Here is a 26,062-nt window from a genome sequence, read left to right as displayed (position 1 = left end):
AAGGTAAGCGTCAAATATAACCCACTTTTTGCCCTTACGTAAGATAAGAATAAAGAACCCCCACCGATTTCTGAGATGGGGGCTAAAACAAGCTTAATTATTCATCCGGCAAATGGGGGGCAGAGTTTCCGACCACGGCAGGAGTTGTTCCAGGGCTTCTTTATCCTGCGGGTCCAGGTTGGGCAACCTTTCGAAGAGGTAGGTAAGGTAGTGGAAAGGGTTCAACCCGTTTTCCTTGGCTGTTTCTATTATGCTGTAGACAATAGCGCTGGCTTTAGCACCCCGCGGAGTGTTGGCAAATAACCAGTTCTTACGCCCAATGACGAAGGGCTTTATAGAACGCTCGCTGCAGTTGTTATCAATTTCTAAACGCCCGTCTTGTAAAAAGGCGACAAGTTTATCCCATTGGCCCAGGCAATAGTAAACCGCCCGCCCAAAGGCACTTTTGGGCAGCACCTGCGGTTTCTGCTTCTTAAGCCAGGCTAAAAATTCGTCCAGCACGGGCCGGCTGCGCTCCTGCCGGATTTGATATCGTTCTTCCGGGGTTTTGTCTTTAAGCTCGCGCTCTATGGCAAAAAGCCGGTTGCAGAACTCCAGCCCCTCCCGGGCTGTCACTGCTGCATGGCGTTTTTCCTCCGGCAGGGCTTTTAAGGCTTCGTCAAACTTGCGCCGGGCATGGGCCCAGCAGCCCACCAGGGTGACCTCTGAAAGTCCATTGTAGCCTTCATAGCCGTCAACATGCAAATAACCCTTAAAACCTTTTAGAAACCGGCGGGGGTGTTTGCCGGCCCGGGTGGTCTGGTAGTCGTAGAGGACGATGGGGGGACCGTCCCGCCCCGTGCGGTAAAGCCAGAGAAATGATTTGGTGGTAGGCTCTCTTCCCGGTTCATGAAGTACCTGCAACGTGGTCTCATCGGCATGGAGAATGTCTCTTTTGAGCAGGTGTTCATGGAGACGGTCGTAAATAAGGGTTAAGTAGGTGTTAGCTCCATGGAGCACCCAGTTGGCCATGGTCTGCCGGGAAAGGTCTATACCCCAACTTTTAAACTGCTGCTCCTGGCGGTAAAGGGGTAATCCTGCCCCGTATTTCTGGGTCATGATGTAGCTAAGAAGGGAGGGAGATACCGGGCTTCCCGGAAGTACAGGAGCAGGCATGGGCGCTGTGATAACCGGGGTAGTTATTTCTTCTTTCTCACAGCGGCGGCAAGAATAGACGTAGCGCACGTGCTGAACCACTTTCACCTGGGCCGGGATAATTTTGAGCTCTTGCCGTACCTCGGTGCTCATTTCATGTAAAGGGCCACCGCAACACGGGCAGACCCGCTCCTCTTCCGGTAGGCGGTGTTCTACCACCTCAACCGATAAATCTTCCAGGTTCATCTCCCGGCGGCCGCGCGTCTTACGGCGCTGGTAGGTGATGGTCTCCAAATCCGGCTCAGCTTCCTCCGGCCGGGCTTCCACTTCCGCCTCATTAAAAAGCAAAAGCTGTTGCTCTTTTAGTGCTTCAGTCCGCTCGCTGGAAGAACCGAATTGACGCTTCTTGCTTAAACGGAACTGCTCCATAAACCAGTTTAATTTAGCGGTCAGTTCGGCATTTTGTTGTTCCAGCTGCCTACACTGCTCTTCCAGCTGAAGGCAGTGGCTTTGCAGCTCTTCTATGGTCATGGTAGCAAGAGACTTAGCAGTGTTCATGCCTTAATGATTCGACAAATCAAGCCGAATTCCTCTAGAATCAACCACAAACAAAAAATATTTCTTTCTAGCGATTTCTTTTACAAGATGGTGCGCGCTTTTACCTCAGGATGGGCTTTAGGCTGGTTTAAGGGAAGGCCGTCAAGCAACCAGCGCAACTCCCGGCGGCTTATGGTGATGGTGGAAGAAGTAGTGTCTTGCGGCCATATGAATTTCCCCTTCTCCAGCCGGCGGTAATAAAGCCAAAACCCGTTGTGCTCCCAGTGGAGGATCTTTAGTTTGTCCCTCTTACGGTTGCAGAAGACAAAAAGGCAAGAAGAAAAAGGGTCTAATTCGAAGCCTTCCTTGACCAGTACCGCCAGGCCGTCAATAGATTTGCGCAAGTCTGTTGCGCCGCAGGCGAGGTAAACCCGGTCGATACCCACTTCGTTTAGCATAACGCCATCAGCACCTGTACTACCTGGGTGAGTAAGGCCGGGTCAAAGCCGGGTCTTACCTCGATGCTGGCCGGTCCTATTTTGACCAGTAGGGCCTGCTTTTGGGAACCTTGCTCACTTATTTCTACCGGCAGCCACCGGTTGGAAAGCTCCGGAGGAGTTGGGGTTTGGTTCTTAAACTTTCGCAGCCAGTACCATAACTGCCTGGGGCTAATGCCCTCATGAGAGGCGCACCATTCTTTAACGCTTTGCCCGCTTTCCCTGTATTCGGCTATGCGAGCTTCCCACAGTTGCTGTAATTCGGCTCTGGTCATAAGGGGAAATCCTCCTCAGTCCGTTTTCTGAGGAAGATTATCCCTTAAACGCGAGCCCTGTGCCAAGGTGGGTTGTATTTGACGCTTACGAAATAAGAGCTTTCAGGTCTTTAATTAAATCTAAATCAACTATTTCTAACCGTTTTTGTGCTTTATGGGAAACAATTAATGAGGCTTGATTTTTAAGTGTATTTAGTTCCCCTAAAAAGAAAAATGAAGGCTGTTCGATGTGATGAGAGAAAACTTTTACCCTACCATTTCTAAAATCAATTAGCAAAAGTCTTCTATATTCATCACCATAAATACGGGCGTTCGCTGGCAAATATTTATCAGCCCAAAGTGAGGCATTATATTCCTGGGTAGTAAAAAACGGCCCGTCAATACGATAACCGCTAAGACTATAAGTAAATGGAATTTCTGTCGTCCCATAAGTTTTAAAGCCAAAGACCTCAAAGATAAATCCTGAATTAAAAAGAAAATATATAGATATAATTACAATAGCTAAAGTATTTGAAGCTAAATATTTAGCATTAAATCTATCGCTAGCCAGTTTGAGTATCCTAGCACACAATAATATAAACCTATCGATACCTTCAACAAACATAGGAGCGAGGAAAAATAGAGCAAAGTGAAAAAACCTCGTGATGTTCATGAATGTAGAAAAATATGGTATAGCAATGCATGCAAATAAAAGTAATGCAGCCCCCGTGGCAAATGAAAAGAATAACATGTGCTCTCTTTTGTGTTTACAATAAAAATAATATGAAATATACCCTATCACAATAAACATTTCTATGAGATATTGGCTTATTCTAAAGAGCTTTCCCAAAGTAGATACATGCCAAAAGTCAAGACCAATGGCAGTACTTATTAAATTTTCTCGTGTTGATAAGCCTAAAATGTCTTTTAAATGAAGAATAATTGTATTTCCAATACCAACCATCACATTAAATGGGGAACCTGTTGCAATATACATATACCATATTATTAGTAAAACAAAAAAGATAGTAATTAAGTTAGGTCGTAACATATTATCTCTTTGAAGTAGCATGGGTTTTTGTATCACAACATAAGTTATGAAAGCGACAATTAAATATCCTATAGAAACATATCCAAGGCCATAATGGGAAATTATTAGACTGAAAGAAAATACTATGAATATAATCCTTTTGGATAACTCTTTCGTACTTTTATCAAATATAAGTAGCAAGATCAAGACAAAAAATAACTCGGCAATTTCCTGCCTGGCTAATGCCGGCATTTCCAAAAAAAATGTAGGGATTGACATAAATAAAGCAATAGCTAAAAAAGACTTTTTATAGTCAAACAAAACCGAATAAAACACAAATAATGCCACCGGAACTAATGAATATATTATTTGATAAAATACCTTAAAAACATCAATAACATTTAGTCCTGTTAATAATGAATATATAGGAGCCAGCAGCACTATACTAATTGTTGTATTTACTGTACCTGGAATACTATAATTCCAAAAACCATTTTCCCATGTAAGATGTTGGAAATAATATTCAACATTAATATCATAACCCGTTAAGTATTTCGAATACAAAACATTCACCAACAACATTGCCAATGAAATAGAATAAATGATTAGCGATAAAGTTTCTCTAGTGCTGTTTTTAAAAGTATAAAAAACAAAAAGTCCCTCGACTAAAACAATAAAACAAAGTGCTATTATGTTATTCTCGAGGTTTCTTATATAATATGCTGCAAGTATTGACAATAAAACAACATATATGGGTAAGATTTTTTCATATGACGTTGTTTTTATCATTTGGCTTACTTTATCTGGATATATGTTATTTTCTTTTCTCATATAGAAACTGCATATTACTAACAACAAAAATGTAGTAACTATACATGAAACCAAAACCGGCCAAAAAGTAATAGGCTTAGATATCCCAAATAAAGGATATATCAAATTGATTAATAAAGCTGTTATCATTAAGTAAGATATGCTTAATCCTACCGAAAAAAGAATAAGTTTAATCTTATCGTCAATATTAAACTTCAAAATATGCAGCAACAGGTAACCCGGAATATATGTAAAGAATATAAAAGAAAAAACTTGTCTCAATCCAAATAAATGGATACCGGAATGCTCTAACAAAATAAACTCTATAGTTACTAAAAAAAATACTGCGATAAACATCAAATCTTTTCGCTGTAATTTTTGAGATTTAATTAGAAACAATTGCCTCATTCTCCTTCGTTAACAGTAAAATATACTCTTTTTCATCACAAACCTTTTTTGGCATAAATTTTATCCCATCTAAAATACCCCTTAAAAAACTTTTAAACCTTGTTATATCCCGATGAAACACCAAACATACTCCTGTAACAAAAATTAAATTGTAGGAAAAGAAATATAGAATAAAAGTTAAAAACTCAATCCCTCTGGCATGTTTACGCATGAAAAGGAAATTATTTCTGGTTGTATAATAATACGGTATCGCCGACCGGACGCTTTTGTTTTGAGTTCGTTCCCATATTTTGAGCTTGACGGGGTTTTTGTGCCAGACCCGGGCCAGGGGGGTATAGATCACATTATAACCGGCTTTCCGACAACGAAAGCAGTAGTCAGTTTCGTCCCAGTAACAGAAGAACTGCTCATCCAGCAGTCCGATTTTATTTATTACCTCTCTTTTGATAAGCATGCAACAACCCATAACATAGTCCACGCTTTGTTGGGTATCATATTGACCCTTATCAAACTGCCTATCGCCAATATGATAGGATTTTCCAAAGTACATATTGATTCCGGCCCCGGCGGCCTGGATCAAATTAGGATAACGATGGTAATAAACCTTTCCGCCGACAATACCTGTTTTCTCGTCTGATTGGGCTACGTTAACCATAATGGTTAAAAAATCTGGATCAACGATGATATCGTTATTCAAGATTAATATGTATCCAGGATCATATTTTTCCAGGGCATAGGAGATACCCACATTATTGCCACCTGTATAGCCATAATTTTTAGCAGTTAAAAGTATGTCGATATCCCCGGAACAATTTTTGCGCAGGGAATAGGCCTCATTATTGGCTGAAGCATTATCAACAACAATTATTTTATAGCTAGGATAGGTAATTTTTTTGACTGATTCAATGCATTCCAAGGTATTTTTAAGGCCGTTCCAGTTGAGGATAATTATACACACTAATGATTGACTCAATGTTCATCAGACCTTTTTGTGTTTGAGCTTAAGCTAAATTATTTAAATATACCTGCGCAATTGATTTCGCTATTTTCTTCCAACTATATTTTTGAACCATCAGTTTTCTTCCTTCAAAACCTATAGTCTTTCGCAAGTTTTTATTATTATAAAGAAGGCGAATACACTCTACGATATTTGATCGTTTACATAATAACACATGTTTACCATCAATAACTTCATATCCTCGAGCGCCTATGTTTGTAGATATTGTTGGAAGACCGCAAGATAAATATTCTGCAAATTTTAAACTAGTTCCACTCCCTATACTTAATGGATTTATTGCCAAATCTGCCGCAAAATAATATAGTCTAAGATCTTTTACATATCCTGTAAAAATCAAATTATCACTATAACTATTCTTGTATTGTGTTCCGGCTGCTCCTAGGATAATTATCGTACAGAATGAACTCAATTCTCCTGCGATTTCCTTAATAAATTCAATAGCTTCTAAATTGGGTTTATGTATTCCCCCTGTAAAAATTATTACAAATTTGTTATCTAAACCCAACTTTTTTTTAGCATTCATTTTTTCAAGTTTATCAGGAGGCCTAAAATAATCCACATCAACACCATTTGGTGCATAATAAAATTCTCTAGTAATCTTATAATAATCTTTTATTCTATTTTCATCGTCTTTTGAGCAAACAAAAATATAATCAGCCAAATTTAAAGCATGGTACTCAATATTTTTAATATATTTAAAAACCATTTGAGAAGATTTTCCGATATAAGTACTTTCTTGTTTAAACAAATCGGCTTCAAAATTATGACACATTAATGCTGTCTTTTTTGTAGGGGCAACCTTTTTTACAAATGGTATAAGCCAAGGATGTTCTATCTGAATTATATCTGACGAAATAATCTCTTTCTTTAATTTCGGTGACAAATAATATAGGATATTACCCTGTAACAAATCTGGTGGTAAATTTAATTTATATAAAAGAAATGATGAAAGTAAAATAATAGGATTAAAAACCTGATACTGGTAATAGTTATAATATATACTTTTATTGCTTTTAATATGTATACCATGTGTTAACGTAGGCCTGAAGCAAAATTGTTTAATCTTAAAATAATTTGCAAGTTCCTTAGTAATATTTAAAACACGTATTGGTCCTCCTCCTGTCGGAGGATTAATCCAATAAGGACATAAACTTAATAAATTCATGTCTATCCCCATTTCTAATTAATAATGAGCGAAGAAATCCCCAGCTAAACTGATTATTAGTTAATATGTCAGCTTTAAAATCCTATAAACTAATGAATTTAAATAAAAGACTGCATTTACAAGAGAGATACATACATTAATAACTTTACTTTGAAGCTGATTCTCTGTTGGCAACAAGTTACTAAACATTCCAATATCGTTAACTTTTTTCCTTGAACTATCTTTTATTTTTAATACATCATAAAGACCCTTGTATTTTTTATATACACCTTTTAAACCAAATTTTAGTGAATATCCAAGTGTTAAAATCTCACTCATAATTATTGATGGCATCATCAACATTATATTTAATGGTTTATAGTATTTTTTTAAAATAAGATATCTACCTTTTTCTAAAAGGTATATTTTATTATTATCCACTTTCAATGTATAATCATGCCTTATTATAGCTTTAGGAACAAATAAAATCTTAAACCCGGAAAGTCTAGCGTTTATAGAAAAATCAACGTCGTCTTGATACATAAAAATACGTTCATCAAAGCCACCTAAATCTTGATAATACTTTTTCTGCATAGCAAAACAACAACCTGCAATTCCATAAACCTCCATTATATCATTATACTCATTGGATTTCTTGCCAAAACCAATCAAGAAAGCTAAACCCGTAAAGTGTATGTTTAAACCACACGTATTTATTCTAGATCCATCATATAATAATACCTTCGGTATAGTGATTAACCTATCTCCTGTTTCCAATGGCTTAATAATTTCATATAACCAATTATTCTCGACAACTGTATCCGGATTTAAAATAACGATAAATTTGCCTCTGGCATATTTAACACCCAGGTTATTTCCAGCTCCATATCCCTTGTTTTGTGTATTTCTTATAACCCGTACGCTCGGAAAATTATTTTGAACATATTCAACAGTGTCATCTATAGAACAATTATCAACTATTATTACTTCATAAGAAAAGGAGGTTTGTCTGTAAATACTCTCCAAACACCTTTGTAAATATCTTTTACTGTTATAAGTGACAATAATTATACTTACCTCAGGGTCTCTCATCCTAAAGTAACATCTCCTGAAAACCCCTGTATTAAGGTATTAAATATAACCAAAAATTTTCTGCTGTAATATTAACCCCAATACCCTTATCAGTACTATCACCCCATGCACTACCGGGTTGCGTTTTACTTAGTCATCATAATTTGTGCTAATGGTAATGGACACAGTAGGACGACGGATACTTTATGGCCCTGCTCGACAAAGGCATTGGCCATGACAATGGTATAAGCCGAAATGCCGCTGAAGAACTTTTTGGAAGATCCGACGATGCAGATACGCACTTTTTCTGCCCCTAGCTTAATTTAATGTTGCGGGAAGAAACATCGGGAACGAAGATGGATAGAAATATCGCCGCAAAAAACAACAGCACTCCCAGCAGGCCGCCTGTAAGCAGGGGTAATGAGTAGACTTCCATCCCCGGCTGATCTTTAGCCACCATCAGGAGGCAAGCGACGGAAATAAGGATTATAATAAGGGATAATAGGAACATCTTCCTATCAACCCTGCTTCGCAAAAAATACATCATGATGGGATTTGGTTTCCTGTTTTTATGTACTAACCCGTAGAGCTTGCTGGCGACACCCAGGGTGACAACCTGGAAACCGGCCAGCATCAACAAGGAGGCCGCTATACCCCGGAGCTGCTGGGGTTCCCTGACAAAACCTATCATGGCTATTAAGCCGGCCAAAAAGAGCAACAGGCCCGGCAGGATAAAGGTCAGGGTCGGGTTGTACAGGGGCAGGTGCTTTAAAATGGTGCACCCTATGCGGTACCCGTCCCTGAGGCCGTTCAGCTTCGCTTTCCCGATCCGTTCCCTGTAGACGATTGGTATATCTTTGATCTTCAACCCCATGGCCGCGGCTTTGATGGCTATTTCCGATTCAATGCCAAAGCCGCGGGAGTGCAGGTCCATCTTTTCCAGGTACGTCTTCTTGAGGCCGTAAAGGCCGGTGAGGGGGTCATAGGCTTTAAAGCCGTAAATGTAACGTATGGAGTTACGGAAAATGGCGTTGCCTATCCGGTTGAAGGCGGGGATATTCTGCTTCCCTTTGCTCCTTGAAGCGACGACATAATCGTAATTCTCCAGGGCGGCGGCAATTTCCAGGATGGTTTCAGCCGGGTAGGTGTCATCGGCGTCGATGAAGATGATATTCTCGCCCCGGGCGTTCTGGATGCCGGTCTTCATGGCCGCGCCTTTGCCCCGGTTAAATTTATGCCTGATCAAGCGGCAGGGGTACCTCCGGGCCACTACCGCCGTATTGTCGGTAGAGCCGTCGTCGACAATGAGGATCTCAAAATTATCATCGACGAGCTTCAAGATCTTCTCCAGCACTACGGGTAAACCCTGTTCTTCGTTATAGGCTGGGATGATTATCGTATGGGCGGGCTTGGCGCTAATACTGGCCGCCCCGCGTTCCTCAACCTCTTCTCTCCTCAGCTTTTCTAAGGGCAGCAACTTCTTCACCTCTTCCTGCCGGCTCTTTAATCCCAAACTACCGGGCCGCTGATATAAGCTCTCAGCTTTTCCTCAAACTTTTTCTTGATTTCCTCCAGCTCCCCTTCGCTCTTCGCCTCGCACCTCAAAACCAGCACTTCCTGGGTATTGGAGGCGCGGATGAGGCCCCAGCCACTTGGAAAAACGACCCGGGCGCCGTCGACATCGATTACCTCGTACCCTTCCCGGCGAAAAGAATCCGTTATGCCGCTGATAACCGCCTGCTTTTGCTTTTCCGGGCAGGGGATGCGGATCTCCGGCGTGATAGGTAGCCTTGGCACATCGGCCAGGAGTTCTGACAGCTTCCGGCCCCCGCCGGCGACAATGCGCAAAAGCCTTGCCGCGGCATAGAGGGCATCGTCGTAACCGAAGTATTCGTCGGCGAAAAAGAGGTGCCCGGACATCTCGCCGGTAAAGGGGATGCCCAGTTCCCGCATCTTGGCTTTGATGAGGGAGTGGCCTGTTTTGTAAAAGAACGGCCGTCCGCCCAGCCGGGTGATCTCATCCACCAGGGTTTGGCTGCACTTTACTTCGACTATGGCCCGGCTGCCGAGGTAGCGGGGCATGATCTCGCGCCAGAAGAGGATCTGGAGCATATCGCCCCAGATAACCTGGCCCCGGTCGTCGATTACACCCAGCCGGTCGCCATCGCCGTCAAAGGAAACGCCCAGGTCGGCTTTATTGTCCAGGACCGCCTGCCTTAAATCCACCAGGTTTTCCACCACCGTGGGGTCGGGGTGGTGGTGGGGAAAGGCTGGATCGGAATCGCAGTACAGGGGGATTACCTGGCAGCCCAGGGTCTGGAGGAGTTTCACCGCCACCGGACCGGCCGTGCCGTTGCCGCCGTCGGCAACTACCCGCAACCTTGACTTAAGCTTTATGCGGGAAGCTATATAATCTATGTAGCTGTCTTCCACCTGGACCTCTGCCACCCGACCCCGACCGGATTTAAACTCTCCTCTTTCCATGATGCGCCTTACTTCCTGGATGGCCGCGCCGAAGATGGTGCCCTCGCCGCAGTAGACCTTGAAACCGTTATCCTGGGGCGGGTTGTGGCTGGCGGTGATCATAACGCCGGCCTTCAGGTTCAGGTGGTGGTGGGCAAAGTAAAAGACCGGGGTGATGGTCTCGCCGATGTCGATACAGTCGCACCCCGCAGCGGTGAGGCCCTGTACTAGGGCATCCCGCAGGCGGGAAGAATGCCGGCGGTTGTCCCTGGCGAGGACGACCTGCCGGTAACCGTGGGCCTGAAAATAGGTCCCTAAACTTCTCCCCAGTTTTTCGACTTCATCATCCGGGAAGTCCCGGTCGGCCACGCCGCGGATATCGTAGGCTTTAAAAACAGAAGGATTCATCGATGCTTCACCTTTTAATAATTCTCCGCTCTTAAGTCCGTGCGGCCGTAGGCGTCTTCCAGGCGGATGACGTCGTCCAGATGCGGCGATGACACCTCCAGGACTACCATCCCGGTTTTGGCCCGGATGCGGTGGACAGTGCCCGGCGGGATGTCAAAGATCATATTCGGCCTTACCTGGATCTTCCTACCACCCAGCTCCAGCTCGCCTTCACCCTTTAAAAACCACATGGTTTCCCGCTTTTCCCGGTGGTACTGGCGGCTTAAGGAGTGCCCCGGCTGCACCTGCAGGATCTTGCCGGCATAGGATGGGGTCTGGGTCCACAGGATTTCCCTGCCCCAGGGCTTCTCCACGACAGGGCATTTCCAGTCCAGGCCGGCCAGGAGGCCGCTCACCCGGTCCCCCTCCTCGAGGAGGCTGTGCAAGAACCTGCCCAGGCCCTGCTTTTGCAGCTCCTGGATCACTTTCTTGAGCTCCGGCACCCTGTCTTTATGGGCGACTAAAAGGACGTCGGGCATATCGACGATGAGCAGATCTTTCAGGCCGAAGGCCACCATCAGCTTTTCCCCGTTGTCGTTCCTGGCGATGACGTTCTCGGTATCCAGCAGCACCGCCTGGCCCTGGATCAGGTTGCCGCGGCTGTCCGGCTCCATCACCCGTTCCAGGGCGGTCCAGGTCCCCAGGTCGTCCCAGCCGAAACTGCCGGGCACGACCCAGACGTTGTCCGCCTTTTCGATGACCCCATAGTCGATGGATATTTTGGGGAGGCTCGGGAAATGGTCGCGGAGCATGCATGCAAAGTCCTCTGTGCCGACGGCGGCCTCGATGGGGGCCATCCTGGCCGCCAGCTCCGGCAGGTGGCGCCTGATGGCTTCTCGGATGGCTTTGACCTGCCAGATGAACATGCCGCTGTTCCACAAATACTCGCCGGAGGCCAGGTAGGCCGCCGCCTGGCGGGCGTCGGGCTTTTCGACAAAACGGTCGACGGGGTAGGCCCGGCCCGCCTCGATCTTCTTCACGCCCACATGGATGTAACCGTAGCCTGTTTCCGGCCGGGTTGGCTGGATGCCGACGGTCACCAGGCCGCCGGTGCTTGCCGCTACCTTCAGGCCTTCCTGGATCGTCGCGCAGAAAGCGTCATTATCCAGCACCATATGGTCGGCCGGCAATACAACCATCATTGTTTCCGTATTTTTTGCCGCCAGATAGGCGGCCGCTAGAGCTATGCACGGGGCCGTATCGCGTCCCACGGGCTCGACCAGCAGGTTTGCCGGCAAAAGTTCCAGCACCTGCTCGCGTACCAGCTCTGTATACTCTTTTCCCGTCACTATGTAGATATTTTCTATAGAGGTGAGCAGCAGGGCCCTCCGGACCGTCTGCTGGAGGAGGCTGCCCTTGCCGGCAATCTCCAGGAACTGCTTGGGCTTCTCTTTCCTGCTGTAGGGCCAGAACCGCTCGCCCGACCCCCCGGCCATGATGACTACTGCCGCCGGCAAAAAACCACCCCCATAAAAATACAAAAACCGCCATTTGCAAAACAGCGGCCGGTTGCGCCACTGGCTCGCCCTGGTCCAGGCGCCCACATACGGGCCAGGGTTCACAGCCTCCGCTTATGTTTCTTACCATTTTGAGTGCCTATTATTTTTCTCCAGGTTTTTCTATGTTGTTGCTTGATACTCTCCCGCTTCCAGGGCCGGCAGGGAGCGGCGGTTTCCCTCCCTGTTCACGATGCGGCCGATAAATCCGCCCAGGTCTAGGGCCAGTTGAAAGAACTTACGCGGCAGGAGCCCCGTTCCCAGGATTTTTTTCACCAGGAACGAGGGGTAGTCGATGTCGGCGTACCGGGCGATAAACTGCCGCCAGAAGCTGTTGTCGAAAAAGCGGGTGAGATAATCGGCTTTCGTATCGTTCAAAGAAAGGAATAATTCCCGCAGCACCAGGTCGCTGCGCAGGGCCGCGCCGAACTCTTTTTCCCAGGCTTCCTGGTAGCCCGCAAGAACAGCGGCGCTAAAGTCTTTTTGCTCCAGGGCCTGGATGGCCGTGCGGGCGCAGTGCCGGGCCGCGTGCAGCCCCAGGTAGAGGCCGCCGCCGGAGATGGGCTTTACCTGGGCGGCGGCATCGCCTAAAAGCATCACCCGCTCGCCGTAAAAGCGGGGCGGCGGCCCGATGGGCACGCAGCCACTTGTATACCGTAGGATCTTCGCTTTACTGAAGTATTCCGGATAGCGTTTCAACAGCATGTCCAGGCAGCGCCGGGGACTGGGGCCTTTAAGGCCTACCCCGACGCCGATTCGCGCCCGGCCCTTGCCCGCCGGGAAGAGCCAGCCGAACCAGCCGGGGGCGAGGTCCTGCCCCAGGAAGAGCTCGATGACGTCCTCCCGGGCCCGGCTCCCCGGTCCCAGCTCTATTTCCGCCGCCGCCAGGGGGATAATCTCCCGCGGCCTGAGGCCCAAACGGCGGGCGAAAGATGAGCGGGCCCCATCGGCGGCGATGACCAGCCGAGCCTTGACGGCAGTTCCCGAGGCGTGCAGGATTATACCGTCACCTGCATACTGCAATCTTCCCACCCTGGCCCCGGTGATCAGCTCCGCTCCCGCCGCCCGGGCGGTGTCTGCCAGCTGCCGGTCCAGGGCCACGCGGTCGACGGCCACGGCGTAGGTTTTATTGGTTTGGAATCCCAGGGTGTAACCCGCGGGGCTGTGGAGGTTGAAGCCGTGGAGGGCGTGGCGCAGCTCCCCCTGGTAACCGGCAAGCTCCAGGGTGCGGGGGCTGATGAGGCCGGAGCACTGCAGGGGTTCGCCAATCTGGTTGTGTTCTTCCAGGATGATTACCCGGAAACCGACCGCCGCAATCAGGCGCGCCGCGCTGCAGCCGGCCGGTCCGGCGCCGACTACTGCCACGTCGCAGTGCTGCAAATTGATATCACCACTTTATATAAGACGATAACATGACTATGGTCCTAGATAAGTACCAGATTGTATAAGACTTTAGTCCCACTGGTTTCTCTTATATTCGCCGTCAAGAAACAATTTCCTTCTTTTCCAGAGAAAAATTTGCCTGGGAATTAATTAATTCCCAGGCGCGGCTGAAGATGGCCCTTCGCCGCTGCTGCTTTAAGTCCCGGTACCGGCGCCGCAGGTCCTGGACCATGGTCAGGGGCAGGTGGCGTTCTTTCAGTTCTGCTTCCATGGCGGCGGCGATGCTGTTGAAGGCGCCGTCGGCCTCCCTTTCCAGGGCCGTGCCCTCCTTGATGTAGTAGGCGGCCAGGGAAAGGAGCTTAGCCCTGTCGTTTTTATGGCGCTGGTAGTCGGCATAGGCGCGGGCCAGCAGGGCGTCCAGGCGGCCCTGGTACTCCTCCTGCAGGGCCAGGAGGCGCGGCGCGTACTCCTGCCAGACCTGGTTCTCCTGCTCGGGCAGCCCGGGAGAGGTCTGGGGCTGCTGGGAGCCTCCCGGCGCCGGCGCTGCCCCACCGGGAGCCGGGGACACCTCCGCCGCCCCTTCTCCCGGTGCGGGCGGCGGGCTTCCCGCGGGTGTCCGGGCACCGGCACCCGGCGCCTGCCAGCCCGTCTCGCCCGGGGATGGTCCAAAAAAGGGCATCGGCGCCGTCCCCCTGCCGGCAGGCAAGCCGAAAAGAAAATACAGCAGGAGGCCGCTCCCCAGAATGAGGGCGGCGACCCCGCCGAGGATAATCCTGGCGCGCATGGATGTATCACCCAGAGAAATTATAACAGGTTGGGCCAGATGAGGTAAAGGGTGATATTGGTAAGGCCGTGGGCCAGGGTGACCCCCAGGATGGAGCGATCCTTTTGGACTACCCAGCCGAAAAAGAGGGCCACGGCAAAAACGAAGAAGACGTCCAGGACCGAGCGGTGGGTGATATGCAGGACGGCGAAGATAAAGCTCATGTAGTAGAGGGCAAAGCGCGGCCCGGCGGCGATTGTAGCCGCCCGCATGATGAGGCCGCGGAAGACCAGCTCCTCCATAAAGCCGGTGCATATGAGGAGGATCAGGGCCGCAAGCCACAGATGGCGCCAGTCGAGGCCCGCCGCCAGGGGCTGGGGTTTTAAGATCAGGTATTCCAGGAGGCCCAGAGGCAGGCCGCTCAGGGCCACCAGGACCTGCAGCCCGGGGCGGCCCCGGACCAGGCCCAGGTCGGCGGCCTTAAAGCCGCAGATGGCGGCCGCAGCCCCGGCCGCCGCCAAAAGGGGCAGGCTGGTGATGGCGTACCACCACATCAGGGGAAAGCTGCCCAGGGGCAGGGTCAGGCTCATGATGCGTGTCAGGGGCGCCAGGGTGAGGGCCTGGTAAAGGGCGTGGCGGGGTTTTCCCGCCTCCAGGGCGGCCTGAAGGATTAAGAGGATCAAGATGCTGAAGTGCAGGGCCAGGCCGGCGGGTATGTACATGAGGGCCGTCAGGATTTCGGCCGCGGTTAAAAGGACGCCGTAATACCAGGGCAGGTATTCCCCCTGCCTCGCGAGGAAGATTTTAAAAGGTGCCTGGGGCATGGGCTGGGGACTGCTCAACTGGCTTCATCTCCCGGACTGTTTGCTGGGCTGGGATTGACGACGTTTATCCACAGGTGCAGGCTGCGATAAGGTTCTACGGAGGGCGTCGTGTCGCCTGCCTTCACGTAAGGTATGCCCGGCTGGGGCGTCTCTCCGGTTTTGTAGAGGAGAAACTCGATTTTCTGGTTCTCTCCGGCCCGGCGGGGGGTAAAGGCGAGGGGTTCTTCCCATTTCTCCTCATGGTTTAACACCAGGGGGCCGAGCTGCACCAGGTCGTCCGTCCCCTGGCGCACCGTCACCCTGTACTCCACCCGGGCGTACTCGTGGTTGACGATGCCTAAAATGACCCGGCCGCTCTCACCCAGGGTGAGCCGGCGCGGGTAGCCTTCCGCGTTGCCGGAAGGCCCGAGGATGTAAAATTCCGTGAAGCGCTCCCCCACTTTGGGCGTCTTGACGACGTAGACGATGCTGCCCACGGCAAAGATTATGGCCGCAATGAGGACAATGGAGAGGACCCGATCCAGGGGTGTGAGGGCGCGCCAGGCCGGGGGCTTGAGCTCCAGGGCGATGGTAAAACGCTCCTCCGGGGGCAGCCGCCGGCGGCGGGTGAGGCCCAGGGCGGAGAGGCCCAGGATCCAGATTAACAGGGAAATAAGGATGGGGTAGAGGCGGATGCCCCAGGGGGTGTAGTTGAGGCCCAGCCCGATGAGGGGTACGACGGCGATGCTCAGGCCAAAGCTCAATGCTATCCTCTCGATGCCGTCCAGGTCCCCCTGCCGGGGAAAAAGGGCCGCTATCAGGCAATAGCCCGGCAAAAAGAGGACAAAGGGCAGCCCCAGGGCGACCCGCAGGGGCTGGGGACCGCCCAGGAGGATGATTAGGGCCAGGACCAGGGCCATGGCGTCGAGGTAGACGAGCTCTTTCCAGGTATGCAAGCGCAAAAAAATTCCCCCAAAAAAATACCACCGTTCCTTGCGGTCCGGTGGCGAGCCCCCAATCCGGGCTCATGGCGTTTTACCACCATCGCTTTAATGGCTGCTTTAAAGGACGGCCATCACCCTTACCAGGACTATAAACCCGAAGCCAATGAGCAAGGGGATGATGCCCACGGTCAAAGCGCGGCTAAGGGGTCGTACCCACGGGTAAAGGGTTGTGGCCGCACCTTCACCCGTACCCTCGACGCTGACGCCGGCATCCAGCAGTTCCTTGGCGATCAGGAAGGCAATCAAGCAGAGGACAGCAGCCAGGCCCAGTCCGGCGGCCATGGTGGAGCTGGCAATGGTGGTAACGGTGGTGCTTGTAACCGTAGAGATCAACGGCAACACCTCCCCTTTTTATTTACCGGCCGGGCGCTCCCTCCCCGGCCAAATGTATTTTTTCGTCATAAAAAGGAAAAATCCTCCTTTACCCTGTTAAATTTCGTTAGCAAATCGAGTAGGAGGGGGCGGCTAGCCCCCGTCCTCTCACACCACCGGACATGCGGGTCCGCATCCGGCGGTTCACCAAGCTTGACGAAGATAAGAATAGCGTTCGGTTAAGCTCATGAGGCCCTGGGATTGCCAGGCGGGGCACAGCCGAGGAAGAGGAAGCCGGCCTGGATCTTTCCCAGCACGGCGAAAGCGCCTATCCCGACACCGGCCTGGCAGCCCTGAAGTTAGCAGAGGGTAAACGGGTTACCGCCCCGGGAGAACTGGCGGTAAATTGGATGGTGAGCTAGGGTAACCCGGCCGGAACCGGTCTTTTCCGCCAGGAATAGACGGACAACACAGCCCCGTGGCGGCCCGGTAATCGAACACGGTGCGGCTACCTCCCCCGGAAAGTCTTTCCCGGGCTTACTTTCGGAAAACAGGGCTTGCCAAAAGCACGGTGGTAGATTATATTAATAATTGACAACCATATATGAAAAAATGGACAGGTGCCCCCGGGAGGGGGAGAATAGGGAAGTCCGGTAACCGCCTTTTCAGGCGGCGATCCGGCGCGGTCCCGCCACTGTGAGCGTGGAGTTGGCGATATAACGCCACTGGGATAGTTCCCGGGAAGGCATCGCCAAACGAGGAAGCGCGAGCCAGGAGACCTGCCTGTCCATGTGACCTCTCACCTTCGCCAGGAAAGGGGAGAAGCAACCGGGGATGATGGTAAAGTCCCCAGCCGGAAGACGGCTGGGGACTTTTTTGTTACGGGTGGCCCGGCCCCATTTCACCCCTGACAAAGTCTTCTTTAGAAAGGAGAAGCAAACATGGCAAAACCGGAACTTTCCTCCCCGGCCGTTAAGGCAAGCCGCTGGACGGCCAGACGCCTGGCGACCCTGGCCATGCTCATCGCCCTGTCAACTGTGGGCGCCAATCTAAAAATACCCAGCATCACCGGCACCCCGGCCTTCGATTCTTTTCCCGGCTTTCTCGGCGCCCTCATCCTGGGTCCCGCCGACGGGGCCCTGATAGCTTCCCTGGGGCACCTGCTCACCGCCTTTACCGCCGGGTTCCCCCTCACCCCGCCCCTCCACCTGGTAATCGCCGCCGGAATGGCCGCCGTCGTCGCCCTTTTTGCCCTTTTCTACCGCTTTTCCCCCTGGCTGGGGATAGCAGCGGGAATAGCCCTCAACGGCCTGTTACTCCCGGCGCTGTTCATCCCCCTGCCGGGGTTCGGCAAAGCATTCTTCCTGGCCATGGTGGTGCCCTTATTAATCGCTTCCGCCCTGAACATCGTCCTGGCCGCGACGGCCTTCACCAGTCTGCGCCGGGTATATCCCGCCAGCTATGCCGCCGGCCGGGGGAAAGGTGAAGGTAAATGACCCCGGCCACCCTTTCCCCCCGCCGCTACCGTGATTTGACCATCCTGGACCTGGAGGCGCAAAGATCCCTGGTGATCGCCTGCGACTCCGCCGGGGCCATCGGCCCCAAGGAAGCCGACGTGGTGCGGGTGCCGGGATACGTCCTGGGTCGCTTCACCGCCAGGGTAGCCTTGATGGAAGTCCTGGCGGTAGGCGCCTGGCCGGTCTGCATCGTCAACACCCTCTCCGTGGAACCGGAACCTACAGGTGCGGCCATCCGGGAGGGCGTAGCCGACGAGGTCCGCTCGCTGGGTATCGATCCGGAGAAAGCCCTCACCGGCAGCAGCGAAAAAAACGTCCCCACTATCCAGTCCGGGATAGGGATCACCGTCATCGGCCTGGCGGCTACCGCAGAGCTGCTAATAGGGCGCCTGGCTGCCGGCGACGCCCTGGCCCTTTTCGGGCGGCCCAAGGTCGGAACCGAGGTCTTCCTCGACGATCCGGAAATCGCAGACCTGCAAACCGTACGCCTGCTCCTCGACCAGCCGGGCATCCGGGAAATCGTTCCCGTCGGTTCCAGGGGCATCTTGGCCGAGGCCCGGGATCTGGCCGCTTTATACAGGCTGCAGATCAACTGGCGGCCGGGCTTACCGGAGCTGGACTTGCACAAATCGGCCGGCCCCGCCACCTGCATCCTCGCCGCCGGCGAGCGGGCCGCCCTAGAGGCTGCAGGGCTCCGGGCGGGAAAACCCTTCTGCCTCCTGGGGACCCTGGAAAATTAGAACTGTCCCCTGGCGGTGGAAATAAGTAAATTGCTCGTTACAGCAAAAGAAAAAGCACCCGTTGCGCGCGGGTGCTTGTAGAGGTCTATCCCGTCCCGGACTAGGCCGCCTTTTCCAGGACAATCTTGCCGTCCCGGGCGACGGCCCGGACCTTGTCGCCGGGGACGATTTTCCCGGCCAGCATCTCGTCGGAGAGCTGGTCTTCGATGAGGGTCTGGATGGCACGCCGCAGGGGACGAGCGCCGAAGGCTTCGTCGAAGCCTTCTTTGATGAGGATTTCTTTGGCTTCATCCGTCACTTCTACGGAAAGCTTATTCTCCTCCAGGCGGCGGTTCATATCGGCCAGCATCAAGTCGACTATCTTTTTGATATCATCCCTGGACAGGGCATGGAAGACGATCAGCTCGTCGATGCGGTTCAGGAACTCGGGCCGGAAGGTCCGCCGCAGCTCTTCCATAATGTGCTTCTTCATTTTGTCGTAAGAATCGGCCGCCACTTCGCTGGTGGAAGCTTTAAAGCCCAGGCTCTCCCGCTTGATGGTGCTGGCGCCGATATTGGAGGTCATGATAATCACCGTGTTGCGGAAGTCCACGGTGCGGCCCTTGGCGTCCGTGAGCCTGCCGTCGTCCAGGACCTGCAGCAGCACGTTAAAGATGTCCGGGTGGGCCTTTTCGATCTCGTCAAAGAGGACCACGCTGTAGGGCCGGCGCCGGACGGCCTCCGTCAGCTGGCCGCTCTCCTCGTAGCCGACGTAACCGGGCGGGGCGCCCACCAGCCGAGAGACGGTGTGCTTCTCCATGTACTCGGACATGTCGAAGCGGATCATGGCGTCCTCGTCGCCGAAGAGGGCCTCGGCCAGGGCCCGGGCCAGCTCGGTCTTGCCGACGCCGGTGGGGCCGAGGAAGATGAAAGAGCCGATGGGCCGCTTGGGGTCTTTGAGGCCCGCCCGGGCGCGGCGCACGGCCCGGGCAACGGCGTGGACGGCCTCATCCTGGCCGATGACCCGCTGGTGCAGGACATCCTCCAGGTGGAGGAGCCGCTCGCTTTCCTCCTGGGCCAGCTGGGTGACCGGGATTCCCGTCCAGCTGGAAACAATCTGGGCGATGTCCTCCGGCGTCACCACGGACTTCTCCAGGCCCTTTTCCTTCTGCCACTCGCCCTTTTTGGCTTCTAACTCCTCTTTTATTTTCTTTTCTTCGTCCCTTAAGGCCGCCGCCTTTTCAAACTCCTGGGCATGGACGGCCGCCGCCTTTTCCTTCTCCAGTTCTTCCAGGCGTGCTTCCAGCTTTTTCACGTCGTCGGGAGCCGTGTAGACTTTGAGACGCACCCGGGAAGCAGCCTCGTCAACCAGGTCGATGGCTTTATCCGGCAGGTAGCGGTCGGTGATGTAGCGGTCGGAAAGCCTGGCCGCCGCCTCCAGGGCCGCATCGGAAATCTTCACCCGGTGGTGGGCCTCATAGCGGTCCCGCAGGCCCTTCAGGATGGCTATGGTTTCCTCCACCGTGGGCTCGCCGACCATAACGGCCTGGAAACGGCGCTCCAGGGCTGCGTCCCGCTCGATGTGTTTGCGGTACTCGTCAATGGTGGTAGCACCGATGGTCTGCAGTTCGCCCCGGGCCAGGGCAGGCTTTAAGATGTTGGCAGCGTCGATGGCCCCCTCGGCGGCCCCGGCGCCGATGAGGGTATGCAGCTCGTCGATAAAGAGGATGACGTTGCCGGCGTCGCGGACTTCGTCCATAACCCGCTTGAAGCGTTCTTCAAACTCGCCCCGGTACTTGGTGCCGGCCACCATACCGGACATATCCAGGGCCACCACCCGTTTGTCCCGCAGGACTTCCGGTACCTGGTTCTGGACTATCTTCTGGGCCAGGCCTTCAACGATGGCCGTCTTGCCCACGCCGGGATCGCCGATTAAAACGGGGTTGTTTTTCGTCCGGCGGCTTAGAATCTGGATGACGCGTTCAATTTCTTTTTCCCGGCCGATGACCGGGTCCAGCTTGTCTTCCCGGGCCAGGCGGGTGAGGTCCCGGCTGAACTGGTCCAGGGTGGGCGTCTGACCCGGCCGCTGCGGCTGCATTTTGACCGCCCCGGGGGCGCCCATGGGCTGGAAGGCCCCTCCTCCGGGGAACCCGCTCATGCCGAAGGGCAGGCTGCCGAAAACCAGGGTCCAGCCGCCGGCCTGGGGCTGCCCGCCGGCACCCCCCAGCAGGGCGATGACCTGCTGGCGGATTTTCTCGGGGCTCAAGCCCAGCCCGCCCAGCACCTGGGCCGCCAGGCCTTCGCCTTCTTCCAGCAGGCCTAAGAGGATATGTTCTGTGCCTACATAGTTTACGCCCTGGCGCCGCGCTTCTTCATTGGCCAGCTCCAGGACCCTTTTCGCCCGCGGTGTCAGGCCGATTTCCCCACCGGCAGGGGCTTCCCCCGGCCGGATAATTTTACGCACTTCCTCACGTACAGCTTTCACATTCACTCCCAAACTGGCCAGGGCGCGGGCGGCGACGCTGTCGCCTTCCCGCAAGATACCCAGCAGGATATGTTCGGTCCCAATGGCCGGGTGATGCAAGGCCCTGGCTTCTTCCTGGGCCAGGCGCAAGACCCGGTTGGCCCTTTCGGTAAAACGTGGTGACATGATTACTCCACCTCCTGTAGGTTTTCTGCTAGCCTGCTAAAAATTCCCGTACCATGGCCGCCCGGCGCACATCGCGCTCAAAGGGCGTCATTTCTTTCCCGGCGGTAAACTGCAGGTAAGCCGGCTGGATGCGCACCATGAGCTGGTTTATTAGCCGCTGGTCGATGCCGCGTAAAATTTTCATTTCCACTCCCAGGCGGACATCTGAAAGCAGCTGCAGGGCTTCCTGGGAGCTCAAGACGCGGGCGTTGGTCAGGACACCGTAGGCCCGGCCCACGCGGTCTTCCAGCTGCCAGCGGTTTTGCTTGCGCAGCAATTCCCTGGCTTCCCTTTCCTGATCGGCCAGCCGCACAGTTACCGCCGAAAGGTTGTTGATAATCTCTTCTTCAGAACGTCCCAGGGTGATTTGATTGGAAACCTGGAAGATATTGCCCTGGGCTTCCGTGCCCTCGCCGTAGAGGCCCCTGACCGTCACTCCCACCTTGGTCAGGGCCGTCAATACCTGCCCGGCCTGCTTGGTCAACACCAGGGCCGGCAGGTGCAGCATGGTGGAAGCCCTTAAGCCCGTACCGACATTGGTAGGACAGGCGGTAAGGTAGCCCCTTTCCTGGTCAAAGGCAAAGTCCAGCTCGTTTTCCAGGGCATCGTCGGCGGCGTCGGCCAGGCGCCAGGCTTCATGGAGCATCAGGGCCGGCAAAAGGCACTGCAGGCGCAGGTGGTCTTCTTCATTGACCATGATGCTGATGGCCTCATCATCCCGTAAAACTACGGCCTTTTCTCCCTTACCTTCCGCCAGGTCCGGGCTGATGAGGTGTTTCTCCACTAGTATCTGCCGCTCTACCGGCGACAATTCTCGCAAGGTCTGGAGCTTTAATTCACCCACGGCCTGGAAGACCCCCGGCGCCCGGATGGCCTGGCTCACCTGGCGGATAACCTTCACTTCCTGGGCTTCGTTCATCAAATTGGGAAAGGGCATCCCCTTCAGGTTACGAGCCAGCCGGATGCGGCTGGAAATGACGATGTCGGCCTGGGGACCGGACCCTTCCATCCATTTGCTGCTGCGCTCTAAATTCAGACTCATTGCCCGACCCCCTGTTCTCCCAGGCGATTTTCTAAATCGCGAATGCGGTCCCGGACCTGGGCGGCCTTTTCAAATTCTTCCTGCTCGACCAGCCGCTGCAGCTGCGCCCGCAATTTTTCAATCTCCCGGCGCACCCGTAAATTGCCGCCGGCCCGGCGGGGTACTTTGCCGCGGTGCTGGCTGCTGCCCTGGATGCGCCGGATGAGGGGATCCAGGCGCGCGGCCAGGTAATGGTAACAGTCCGGGCATCCCAGCCGCCCCGTCTGGTGGAACTGCTCGTAGCTCAGGCCGCACTCGCGGCAGCGTTCCACTGCCGGCGGGGCTTTGACCTCCAGGCCGGGGTCATAATCCAGCAGCCCGGCTAAAAATTTGGGAATGGAAAAGTCGAGCTGGGGCTGCATTTCCCGGGCACACTCCTGGCAGAGATAAAGCTCCGTCTTATCGCCGTTGATAATCCTGGTAACGTGGACACTGGCCGGCCTCTCCTGGCATCGTTCACAAAGCATTTTCTAGCCCCCTTTTATCCTGCGCCAGGGAAATCATCGCGCATTAAGGTTAAAATTACAGCCTTCATAATGCAGGCCCGTACCTGGTCGCGCCTGGGTAGTTCCAGGGGTAAAGCCTGGCGGTTGATGGCTGCCGTCAGGAGCAGCTGCTCCCGCCGGGTTAACAACCCCTCCTCCCCCAGGCGCTCCAGCAGCTCCACGGCTGCCTCCTGAGAGAGGTATTCACCAAGGGCTTCGTGCACCCAATCTTTTAGCCGCTCCTCGGCATTTAGGGGTACCCGGGCAATGCGGATATAGCCACCGCCACCCCGGCGGCTTTCCACCAGGTAGCCCCTTTCTATGGTAAAGCGGGTGCTGAGGACATAGCTGATCTGCGAAGGTACGCAGGTAAAGCGCTCGGCCAGCTCCTGGCGCTGAAGCTCTACTATGCCATCGGCACTGCTTTTTAACAGCCACTTGATGTAGTTTTCTATCCGGTCGGCCAGGGTTTTACCTTCCATTCATCGGCCCACCCCCTTGAGTCTTCCTTTTGGTTTTGACTTTCTTTTTCCTTTTGACTTTCCTTGACTATTTTATACTGCAAAAATTTCCTCTTAGCAATATTAATCTATACCTATTTTATCCAATCCCTGGCTTTCTGGCACCTGAAAAGCTATTATGCTCCTTATTTTACATTCTTGCTTGCTGTATCTCCTGTTTTTAAAGATGGCGGCTATAAAATCGTCTCCTTCCAGCCATACTAGAGTTACTCCCGTTCCATTTGCTGGCACCTTTTGTATAAATTTGTGTAAAGGAGAAGATACCTTGCTAGGGGCGGAAATAAAAGCAGTCCTAAATGAAGCCGTTGCCACTCCGGATCCCCGGTTGCAGCGGCTCTTAAACCATGCCCTGACCGGCGGTAAGGGCCTGCGGCCAACTTTAGTTTTATTATGTGCCCGCTTCGGGATTCATGATACCCTGGAAGCCCGGCAAGTGGCGGTAGCCATAGAACTTATTCACCTGGCCTCCCTGATCCACGACGACGTCCTGGACGGGGCGACCGTCCGCCGCAGTCTGCCCGCTCTCCACTGCCTCTATGGGACAGTGCCGGCCGTCCTCACCGGTGATTACCTCTTTGCCACCGCCTTTGGTCTCCTGGCCAGAAGCAAAAAAGCCGTCCTCACCACGGTTACCGAAGCCATCCGTTCCATGTGCTGCGGGGAAATCCAGCAATTAACAGCTGCCGGCCCCGATATAAACTCCTATTTTACTTATATCGGCCAAAAAACGGCCGCCCTGTTCAGTGCCGCCTGCCGTTGCGGCGGCATCCTCTGCCGTTTAAAGCGCCCCCAGCAGAATTATTTGGCCCGGTTCGGCTGGCACCTGGGCCTGGCCTACCAGATAATCGACGATTACCTCGATCTTTTCGGCTCCGCTGCAAGGATGGGCAAACCCAACCGCCAGGACCTGGCCCGCGGCATCCTTACCCTCCCTGTTTTACGCTTTTTAGAGCTTTCTCCGGAAGCTGCGCCGTGGCAGGAAAAAATAAACCGCGGCCTGACGGCTGTGGAAATAGAGGAGCTCACTGCTGCCGCGCGGCAATTAAAATGTGATGAATATACGGCTGCCACAGCGGGAGAACAAATTACCCTGGCCCTGGAGGCCCTGGATAAACTACCGGCAAACCCGGTACAGGAAGAGCTGGCTTTACTGGCTGCCCGTACCCTGGACCCCCTGCATGAATTAATTTAAGTCAAGCTGGTCGCTAAATTACGCCAACCCGCCGCAGGGTTTTACAAAGAAGATACATTTTCTGAGATAAGCTGCCGGCAGCCCGGAGAACCGCCTCCTTGGTTGGTAAATACTTGGGCCCGGCTACTTTGGCATCGGAAAGGTACAGGGCCGGCAGGCCCTGGACGACCAGCAGGTGGAAGGCAGGGTCAGGGAGTTTTTGGGCCTTTTCTAGGGATTTTTCCAGGAAAAACTGCAACCGCTGCCCGGCTTCCTCTTCATCGCGGTAGAAAGCGCAAAAATTTAGGTCGCCCCCCTGCCGGTCCTCCTGCTGGTCGATAAAGTAATCAAGCAGGATATGCAAACCTCCGATCCAGGGTAAGTATGCGTCTTTTAGCCTGGCTATCTCAGGTGACGTTACTTCTTCCCCGGCCGCAGCGGCCATAAGGGCAAAGATGCCCAGGGTTGAGCCTGTAGCTGCCGCCAGTTCCCACCAGTAGATAGGCGTGAGTATTTGGCCCAGTAAAGGTTCCAGCCAGGATTGCAGCCGTTCCTGCCGCCTGGTTGTGTCTATATGCTTGGTCGCCTGGAGGCGGCAGTATAAGCCGGCCAGGTACAAGATTTCCTCCTGTACTATTTTATATCCCGGCAGTACCATCAGGGCCTGCTGGCAAGTGCGGACCAGGGCCTGGAGATAACCGCCATCGCCGCAGTAGGGGTAGCCGGCATAATAGTCGTGCCGGGTCGTCCCGGGAGACAGGGCATCGGTAAAGGCGAGGTGCAGCTGACGAAACGCCTTTTCATCCAGGACACCGGCCCGGTCACAGAGGTTATCCAGGTAGTCACTAATGGTCTGCAGGGCTACAATAGCCTGCAGGAGCTGCTCCCCATACCGGTACCGGGGCGACAAGGTGGCATAGACACTCCCTCCCTGGCAGTGGAACTTCTTTAGGGTAAGGCTCGCCAGGGCCTGCTGCCTTAGTTCCGGTTCCGGAGTGCTGGCCGCCAGGTGCCGCCAGCGCTTTAATTCCCTGTCCACCGCCGGAAAAGCCCGGAAAAGCAAGCGCCCCAGGATAACTAGATTCCCTGTTGCTTTTGGCATTATTTAAATCACCCACTAGCCAGATTATAACCCGGGAGTGCCAACTTATACCTGACCGGTGGGCAGAGCAAATGCAAACAAAAAAGCCCCTGATAGGGGATACCTAACAGGGGAAGAGGGGAATGGCTCCCCGGGCAGGGCTCGAACCTGCAACCACCCGGTTAACAGCCGGGTGCTCTACCATTGAGCTACCGAGGAATGTA

At 52.9% G+C, this 26,062-nt stretch carries 23 protein-coding genes, 1 tRNA gene and 2 riboswitches; of the genes, 3 read left to right on the top strand and 21 right to left on the bottom strand.

Translation table 11 applies throughout. The features are described 5' to 3' along the window. Positions 1-93 precede the first annotated feature (93 nt). From tnpC to E308F_RS04530, 15 genes are all read right to left on the bottom strand, one after another. Positions 94-1,692, bottom strand: coding sequence for an IS66 family transposase (gene tnpC / locus E308F_RS04600; RefSeq protein ID WP_373995947.1), 1,599 nt, complete (start codon positions 1,690-1,692; stop codon positions 94-96). An 80-nt stretch (positions 1,693-1,772) separates the two neighbouring features. After that, positions 1,773-2,129: an IS66 family insertion sequence element accessory protein TnpB gene (gene tnpB / locus E308F_RS04595; protein WP_141263748.1), complete on the bottom strand. Its 357-nt coding sequence runs from the start codon at positions 2,127-2,129 to the stop codon at positions 1,773-1,775. Next, positions 2,123-2,443: an IS66 family insertion sequence element accessory protein TnpA gene (tnpA, locus tag E308F_RS04590; RefSeq protein ID WP_141263747.1), complete on the bottom strand. Its 321-nt coding sequence runs from the start codon at positions 2,441-2,443 to the stop codon at positions 2,123-2,125. Before tnpA ends, tnpB begins: the two co-directional genes overlap by 7 nt. A gap of 85 nt (positions 2,444-2,528) precedes the next feature. After that, positions 2,529-4,661 carry a DUF2206 domain-containing protein gene (locus tag E308F_RS04585; RefSeq protein WP_172613822.1) on the bottom strand — a complete coding sequence of 711 codons (2,133 nt, stop codon included), beginning with the start codon at positions 4,659-4,661 and terminating at the stop codon, positions 2,529-2,531. Next, positions 4,648-5,628: a glycosyltransferase family 2 protein gene (locus tag E308F_RS04580; RefSeq protein WP_172613821.1), complete on the bottom strand. Its 981-nt coding sequence runs from the start codon at positions 5,626-5,628 to the stop codon at positions 4,648-4,650. The genes E308F_RS04585 and E308F_RS04580 overlap by 14 nt, the downstream gene beginning before the upstream one ends. Positions 5,629-5,671: 43 nt before the next feature. After that, a complete protein-coding gene (locus E308F_RS04575) occupies positions 5,672-6,865 on the bottom strand; it encodes a glycosyltransferase family 4 protein (RefSeq protein WP_141263744.1) in 1,194 nt (397 codons plus the stop codon). Between the two features lie 48 nt (positions 6,866-6,913). Next, on the bottom strand, positions 6,914-7,924 hold the full coding sequence (locus E308F_RS04570) for a glycosyltransferase family 2 protein (protein WP_141263743.1): 1,011 nt from the start codon (positions 7,922-7,924) through the stop codon (positions 6,914-6,916). A gap of 292 nt (positions 7,925-8,216) precedes the next feature. Next, positions 8,217-9,389, bottom strand: coding sequence for a glycosyltransferase family 2 protein (locus E308F_RS04565; RefSeq protein WP_216364443.1), 1,173 nt, complete (start codon positions 9,387-9,389; stop codon positions 8,217-8,219). Positions 9,390-9,406: 17 nt separating this feature from the next. Continuing rightward, positions 9,407-10,774 carry a phosphomannomutase/phosphoglucomutase gene (locus E308F_RS04560; RefSeq protein ID WP_141263742.1) on the bottom strand — a complete coding sequence of 456 codons (1,368 nt, stop codon included), beginning with the start codon at positions 10,772-10,774 and terminating at the stop codon, positions 9,407-9,409. A 14-nt stretch (positions 10,775-10,788) separates the two neighbouring features. After that, positions 10,789-12,270 (bottom strand): sugar phosphate nucleotidyltransferase, encoded by a 1,482-nt coding sequence (locus E308F_RS04555; protein WP_141263741.1) that lies wholly within the window; start codon positions 12,268-12,270, stop codon positions 10,789-10,791. A gap of 37 nt (positions 12,271-12,307) precedes the next feature. Beyond that, a riboswitch (cyclic di-GMP riboswitch) is annotated at positions 12,308-12,391 on the bottom strand. A gap of 41 nt (positions 12,392-12,432) precedes the next feature. Beyond that, a complete protein-coding gene (locus E308F_RS04550) occupies positions 12,433-13,689 on the bottom strand; it encodes an NAD(P)/FAD-dependent oxidoreductase (protein WP_216364442.1) in 1,257 nt (418 codons plus the stop codon). Between the two features lie 103 nt (positions 13,690-13,792). Next, a complete protein-coding gene (locus E308F_RS04545) occupies positions 13,793-14,476 on the bottom strand; it encodes a hypothetical protein (protein WP_141263739.1) in 684 nt (227 codons plus the stop codon). A 20-nt stretch (positions 14,477-14,496) separates the two neighbouring features. Then, positions 14,497-15,297, bottom strand: coding sequence for a CPBP family intramembrane glutamic endopeptidase (locus E308F_RS04540; RefSeq protein ID WP_141263738.1), 801 nt, complete (start codon positions 15,295-15,297; stop codon positions 14,497-14,499). Then, entirely contained in the window at positions 15,294-16,220 is a 927-nt protein-coding gene (locus E308F_RS04535; RefSeq protein WP_216364441.1) for a DUF1616 domain-containing protein, read from the bottom strand. Before E308F_RS04535 ends, E308F_RS04540 begins: the two co-directional genes overlap by 4 nt. Positions 16,221-16,319: 99 nt before the next feature. Beyond that, positions 16,320-16,595: a hypothetical protein gene (locus E308F_RS04530; protein WP_216364440.1), complete on the bottom strand. Its 276-nt coding sequence runs from the start codon at positions 16,593-16,595 to the stop codon at positions 16,320-16,322. Positions 16,596-17,175: 580 nt separating this feature from the next. Then, a riboswitch (cobalamin riboswitch) is annotated at positions 17,176-17,375 on the top strand. Between the two features lie 140 nt (positions 17,376-17,515). Between E308F_RS04530 and E308F_RS04520 the strand changes: the two genes are divergently transcribed. Next, positions 17,516-18,070, top strand: a complete 555-nt coding sequence (locus E308F_RS04520; RefSeq protein WP_141263736.1) for an ECF transporter S component — start codon at positions 17,516-17,518, stop codon at positions 18,068-18,070. Continuing rightward, entirely contained in the window at positions 18,067-18,831 is a 765-nt protein-coding gene (locus E308F_RS04515) for an AIR synthase related protein (protein WP_141263735.1), read from the top strand. Before E308F_RS04520 ends, E308F_RS04515 begins: the two co-directional genes overlap by 4 nt. Before the next feature lie 100 nt (positions 18,832-18,931). Here the strand turns inward: E308F_RS04515 and E308F_RS04510 are convergent, their stop codons facing one another. From E308F_RS04510 to E308F_RS04495, 4 genes are read right to left on the bottom strand one after another with little or no spacing between them, the layout of a single operon-like run. Continuing rightward, positions 18,932-21,460, bottom strand: a complete 2,529-nt coding sequence (locus E308F_RS04510) for an ATP-dependent Clp protease ATP-binding subunit (RefSeq protein WP_141263734.1) — start codon at positions 21,458-21,460, stop codon at positions 18,932-18,934. A gap of 28 nt (positions 21,461-21,488) precedes the next feature. Continuing rightward, positions 21,489-22,541: a protein arginine kinase gene (locus E308F_RS04505; protein ID WP_141263733.1), complete on the bottom strand. Its 1,053-nt coding sequence runs from the start codon at positions 22,539-22,541 to the stop codon at positions 21,489-21,491. Further along, positions 22,538-23,047 (bottom strand): UvrB/UvrC motif-containing protein, encoded by a 510-nt coding sequence (locus tag E308F_RS04500; RefSeq protein ID WP_141263732.1) that lies wholly within the window; start codon positions 23,045-23,047, stop codon positions 22,538-22,540. The genes E308F_RS04505 and E308F_RS04500 overlap by 4 nt, the downstream gene beginning before the upstream one ends. Before the next feature lie 14 nt (positions 23,048-23,061). Continuing rightward, positions 23,062-23,547: a CtsR family transcriptional regulator gene (locus E308F_RS04495; protein WP_141263731.1), complete on the bottom strand. Its 486-nt coding sequence runs from the start codon at positions 23,545-23,547 to the stop codon at positions 23,062-23,064. 304 nt (positions 23,548-23,851) lie between these two features. On the opposite strand from E308F_RS04495, the gene E308F_RS04490 reads away from it, so the two are divergent. Continuing rightward, positions 23,852-24,778 (top strand): polyprenyl synthetase family protein, encoded by a 927-nt coding sequence (locus E308F_RS04490; RefSeq protein WP_141263730.1) that lies wholly within the window; start codon positions 23,852-23,854, stop codon positions 24,776-24,778. Positions 24,779-24,791: 13 nt separating this feature from the next. On the opposite strand, the gene E308F_RS04485 is transcribed toward E308F_RS04490, so the two are convergent. After that, positions 24,792-25,859 carry a tetraprenyl-beta-curcumene synthase family protein gene (locus tag E308F_RS04485; RefSeq protein ID WP_141263729.1) on the bottom strand — a complete coding sequence of 356 codons (1,068 nt, stop codon included), beginning with the start codon at positions 25,857-25,859 and terminating at the stop codon, positions 24,792-24,794. A 123-nt stretch (positions 25,860-25,982) separates the two neighbouring features. Beyond that, positions 25,983-26,057 (bottom strand) — tRNA-Asn (locus E308F_RS04480). Positions 26,058-26,062 lie beyond the last annotated feature (5 nt).

Origin of the sequence: Moorella sp. E308F (assembly GCF_006538365.1) — a bacterium.
GTDB lineage: Bacteria > Bacillota > DSM-521 > Neomoorellales > Neomoorellaceae > Neomoorella.
The sequence above is the reverse complement of the archived record's forward strand: the minus strand, read 5'-3'. Positions and strand labels throughout refer to the sequence as shown.

Coding starts and splice junctions, on each gene's coding strand:
- tnpC (WP_373995947.1), bottom strand. CDS start 1,692: ATGAACACTGCTAAGTCTCTTGCTACCATGACCATAGAAGAGCTGCAA.
- tnpB (WP_141263748.1), bottom strand. CDS start 2,129: ATGCTAAACGAAGTGGGTATCGACCGGGTTTACCTCGCCTGCGGCGCA.
- tnpA (WP_141263747.1), bottom strand. CDS start 2,443: ATGACCAGAGCCGAATTACAGCAACTGTGGGAAGCTCGCATAGCCGAA.
- E308F_RS04575 (WP_141263744.1), bottom strand. CDS start 6,865: ATGGGGATAGACATGAATTTATTAAGTTTATGTCCTTATTGGATTAAT.
- E308F_RS04570 (WP_141263743.1), bottom strand. CDS start 7,924: ATGAGAGACCCTGAGGTAAGTATAATTATTGTCACTTATAACAGTAAA.
- E308F_RS04560 (WP_141263742.1), bottom strand. CDS start 10,774: ATGAATCCTTCTGTTTTTAAAGCCTACGATATCCGCGGCGTGGCCGAC.
- E308F_RS04545 (WP_141263739.1), bottom strand. CDS start 14,476: ATGCGCGCCAGGATTATCCTCGGCGGGGTCGCCGCCCTCATTCTGGGG.
- E308F_RS04520 (WP_141263736.1), top strand. CDS start 17,516: ATGGCAAAACCGGAACTTTCCTCCCCGGCCGTTAAGGCAAGCCGCTGG.
- E308F_RS04515 (WP_141263735.1), top strand. CDS start 18,067: ATGACCCCGGCCACCCTTTCCCCCCGCCGCTACCGTGATTTGACCATC.
- E308F_RS04510 (WP_141263734.1), bottom strand. CDS start 21,460: ATGTCACCACGTTTTACCGAAAGGGCCAACCGGGTCTTGCGCCTGGCC.
- E308F_RS04505 (WP_141263733.1), bottom strand. CDS start 22,541: ATGAGTCTGAATTTAGAGCGCAGCAGCAAATGGATGGAAGGGTCCGGT.
- E308F_RS04500 (WP_141263732.1), bottom strand. CDS start 23,047: ATGCTTTGTGAACGATGCCAGGAGAGGCCGGCCAGTGTCCACGTTACC.
- E308F_RS04495 (WP_141263731.1), bottom strand. CDS start 23,547: ATGGAAGGTAAAACCCTGGCCGACCGGATAGAAAACTACATCAAGTGG.
- E308F_RS04485 (WP_141263729.1), bottom strand. CDS start 25,859: ATGCCAAAAGCAACAGGGAATCTAGTTATCCTGGGGCGCTTGCTTTTC.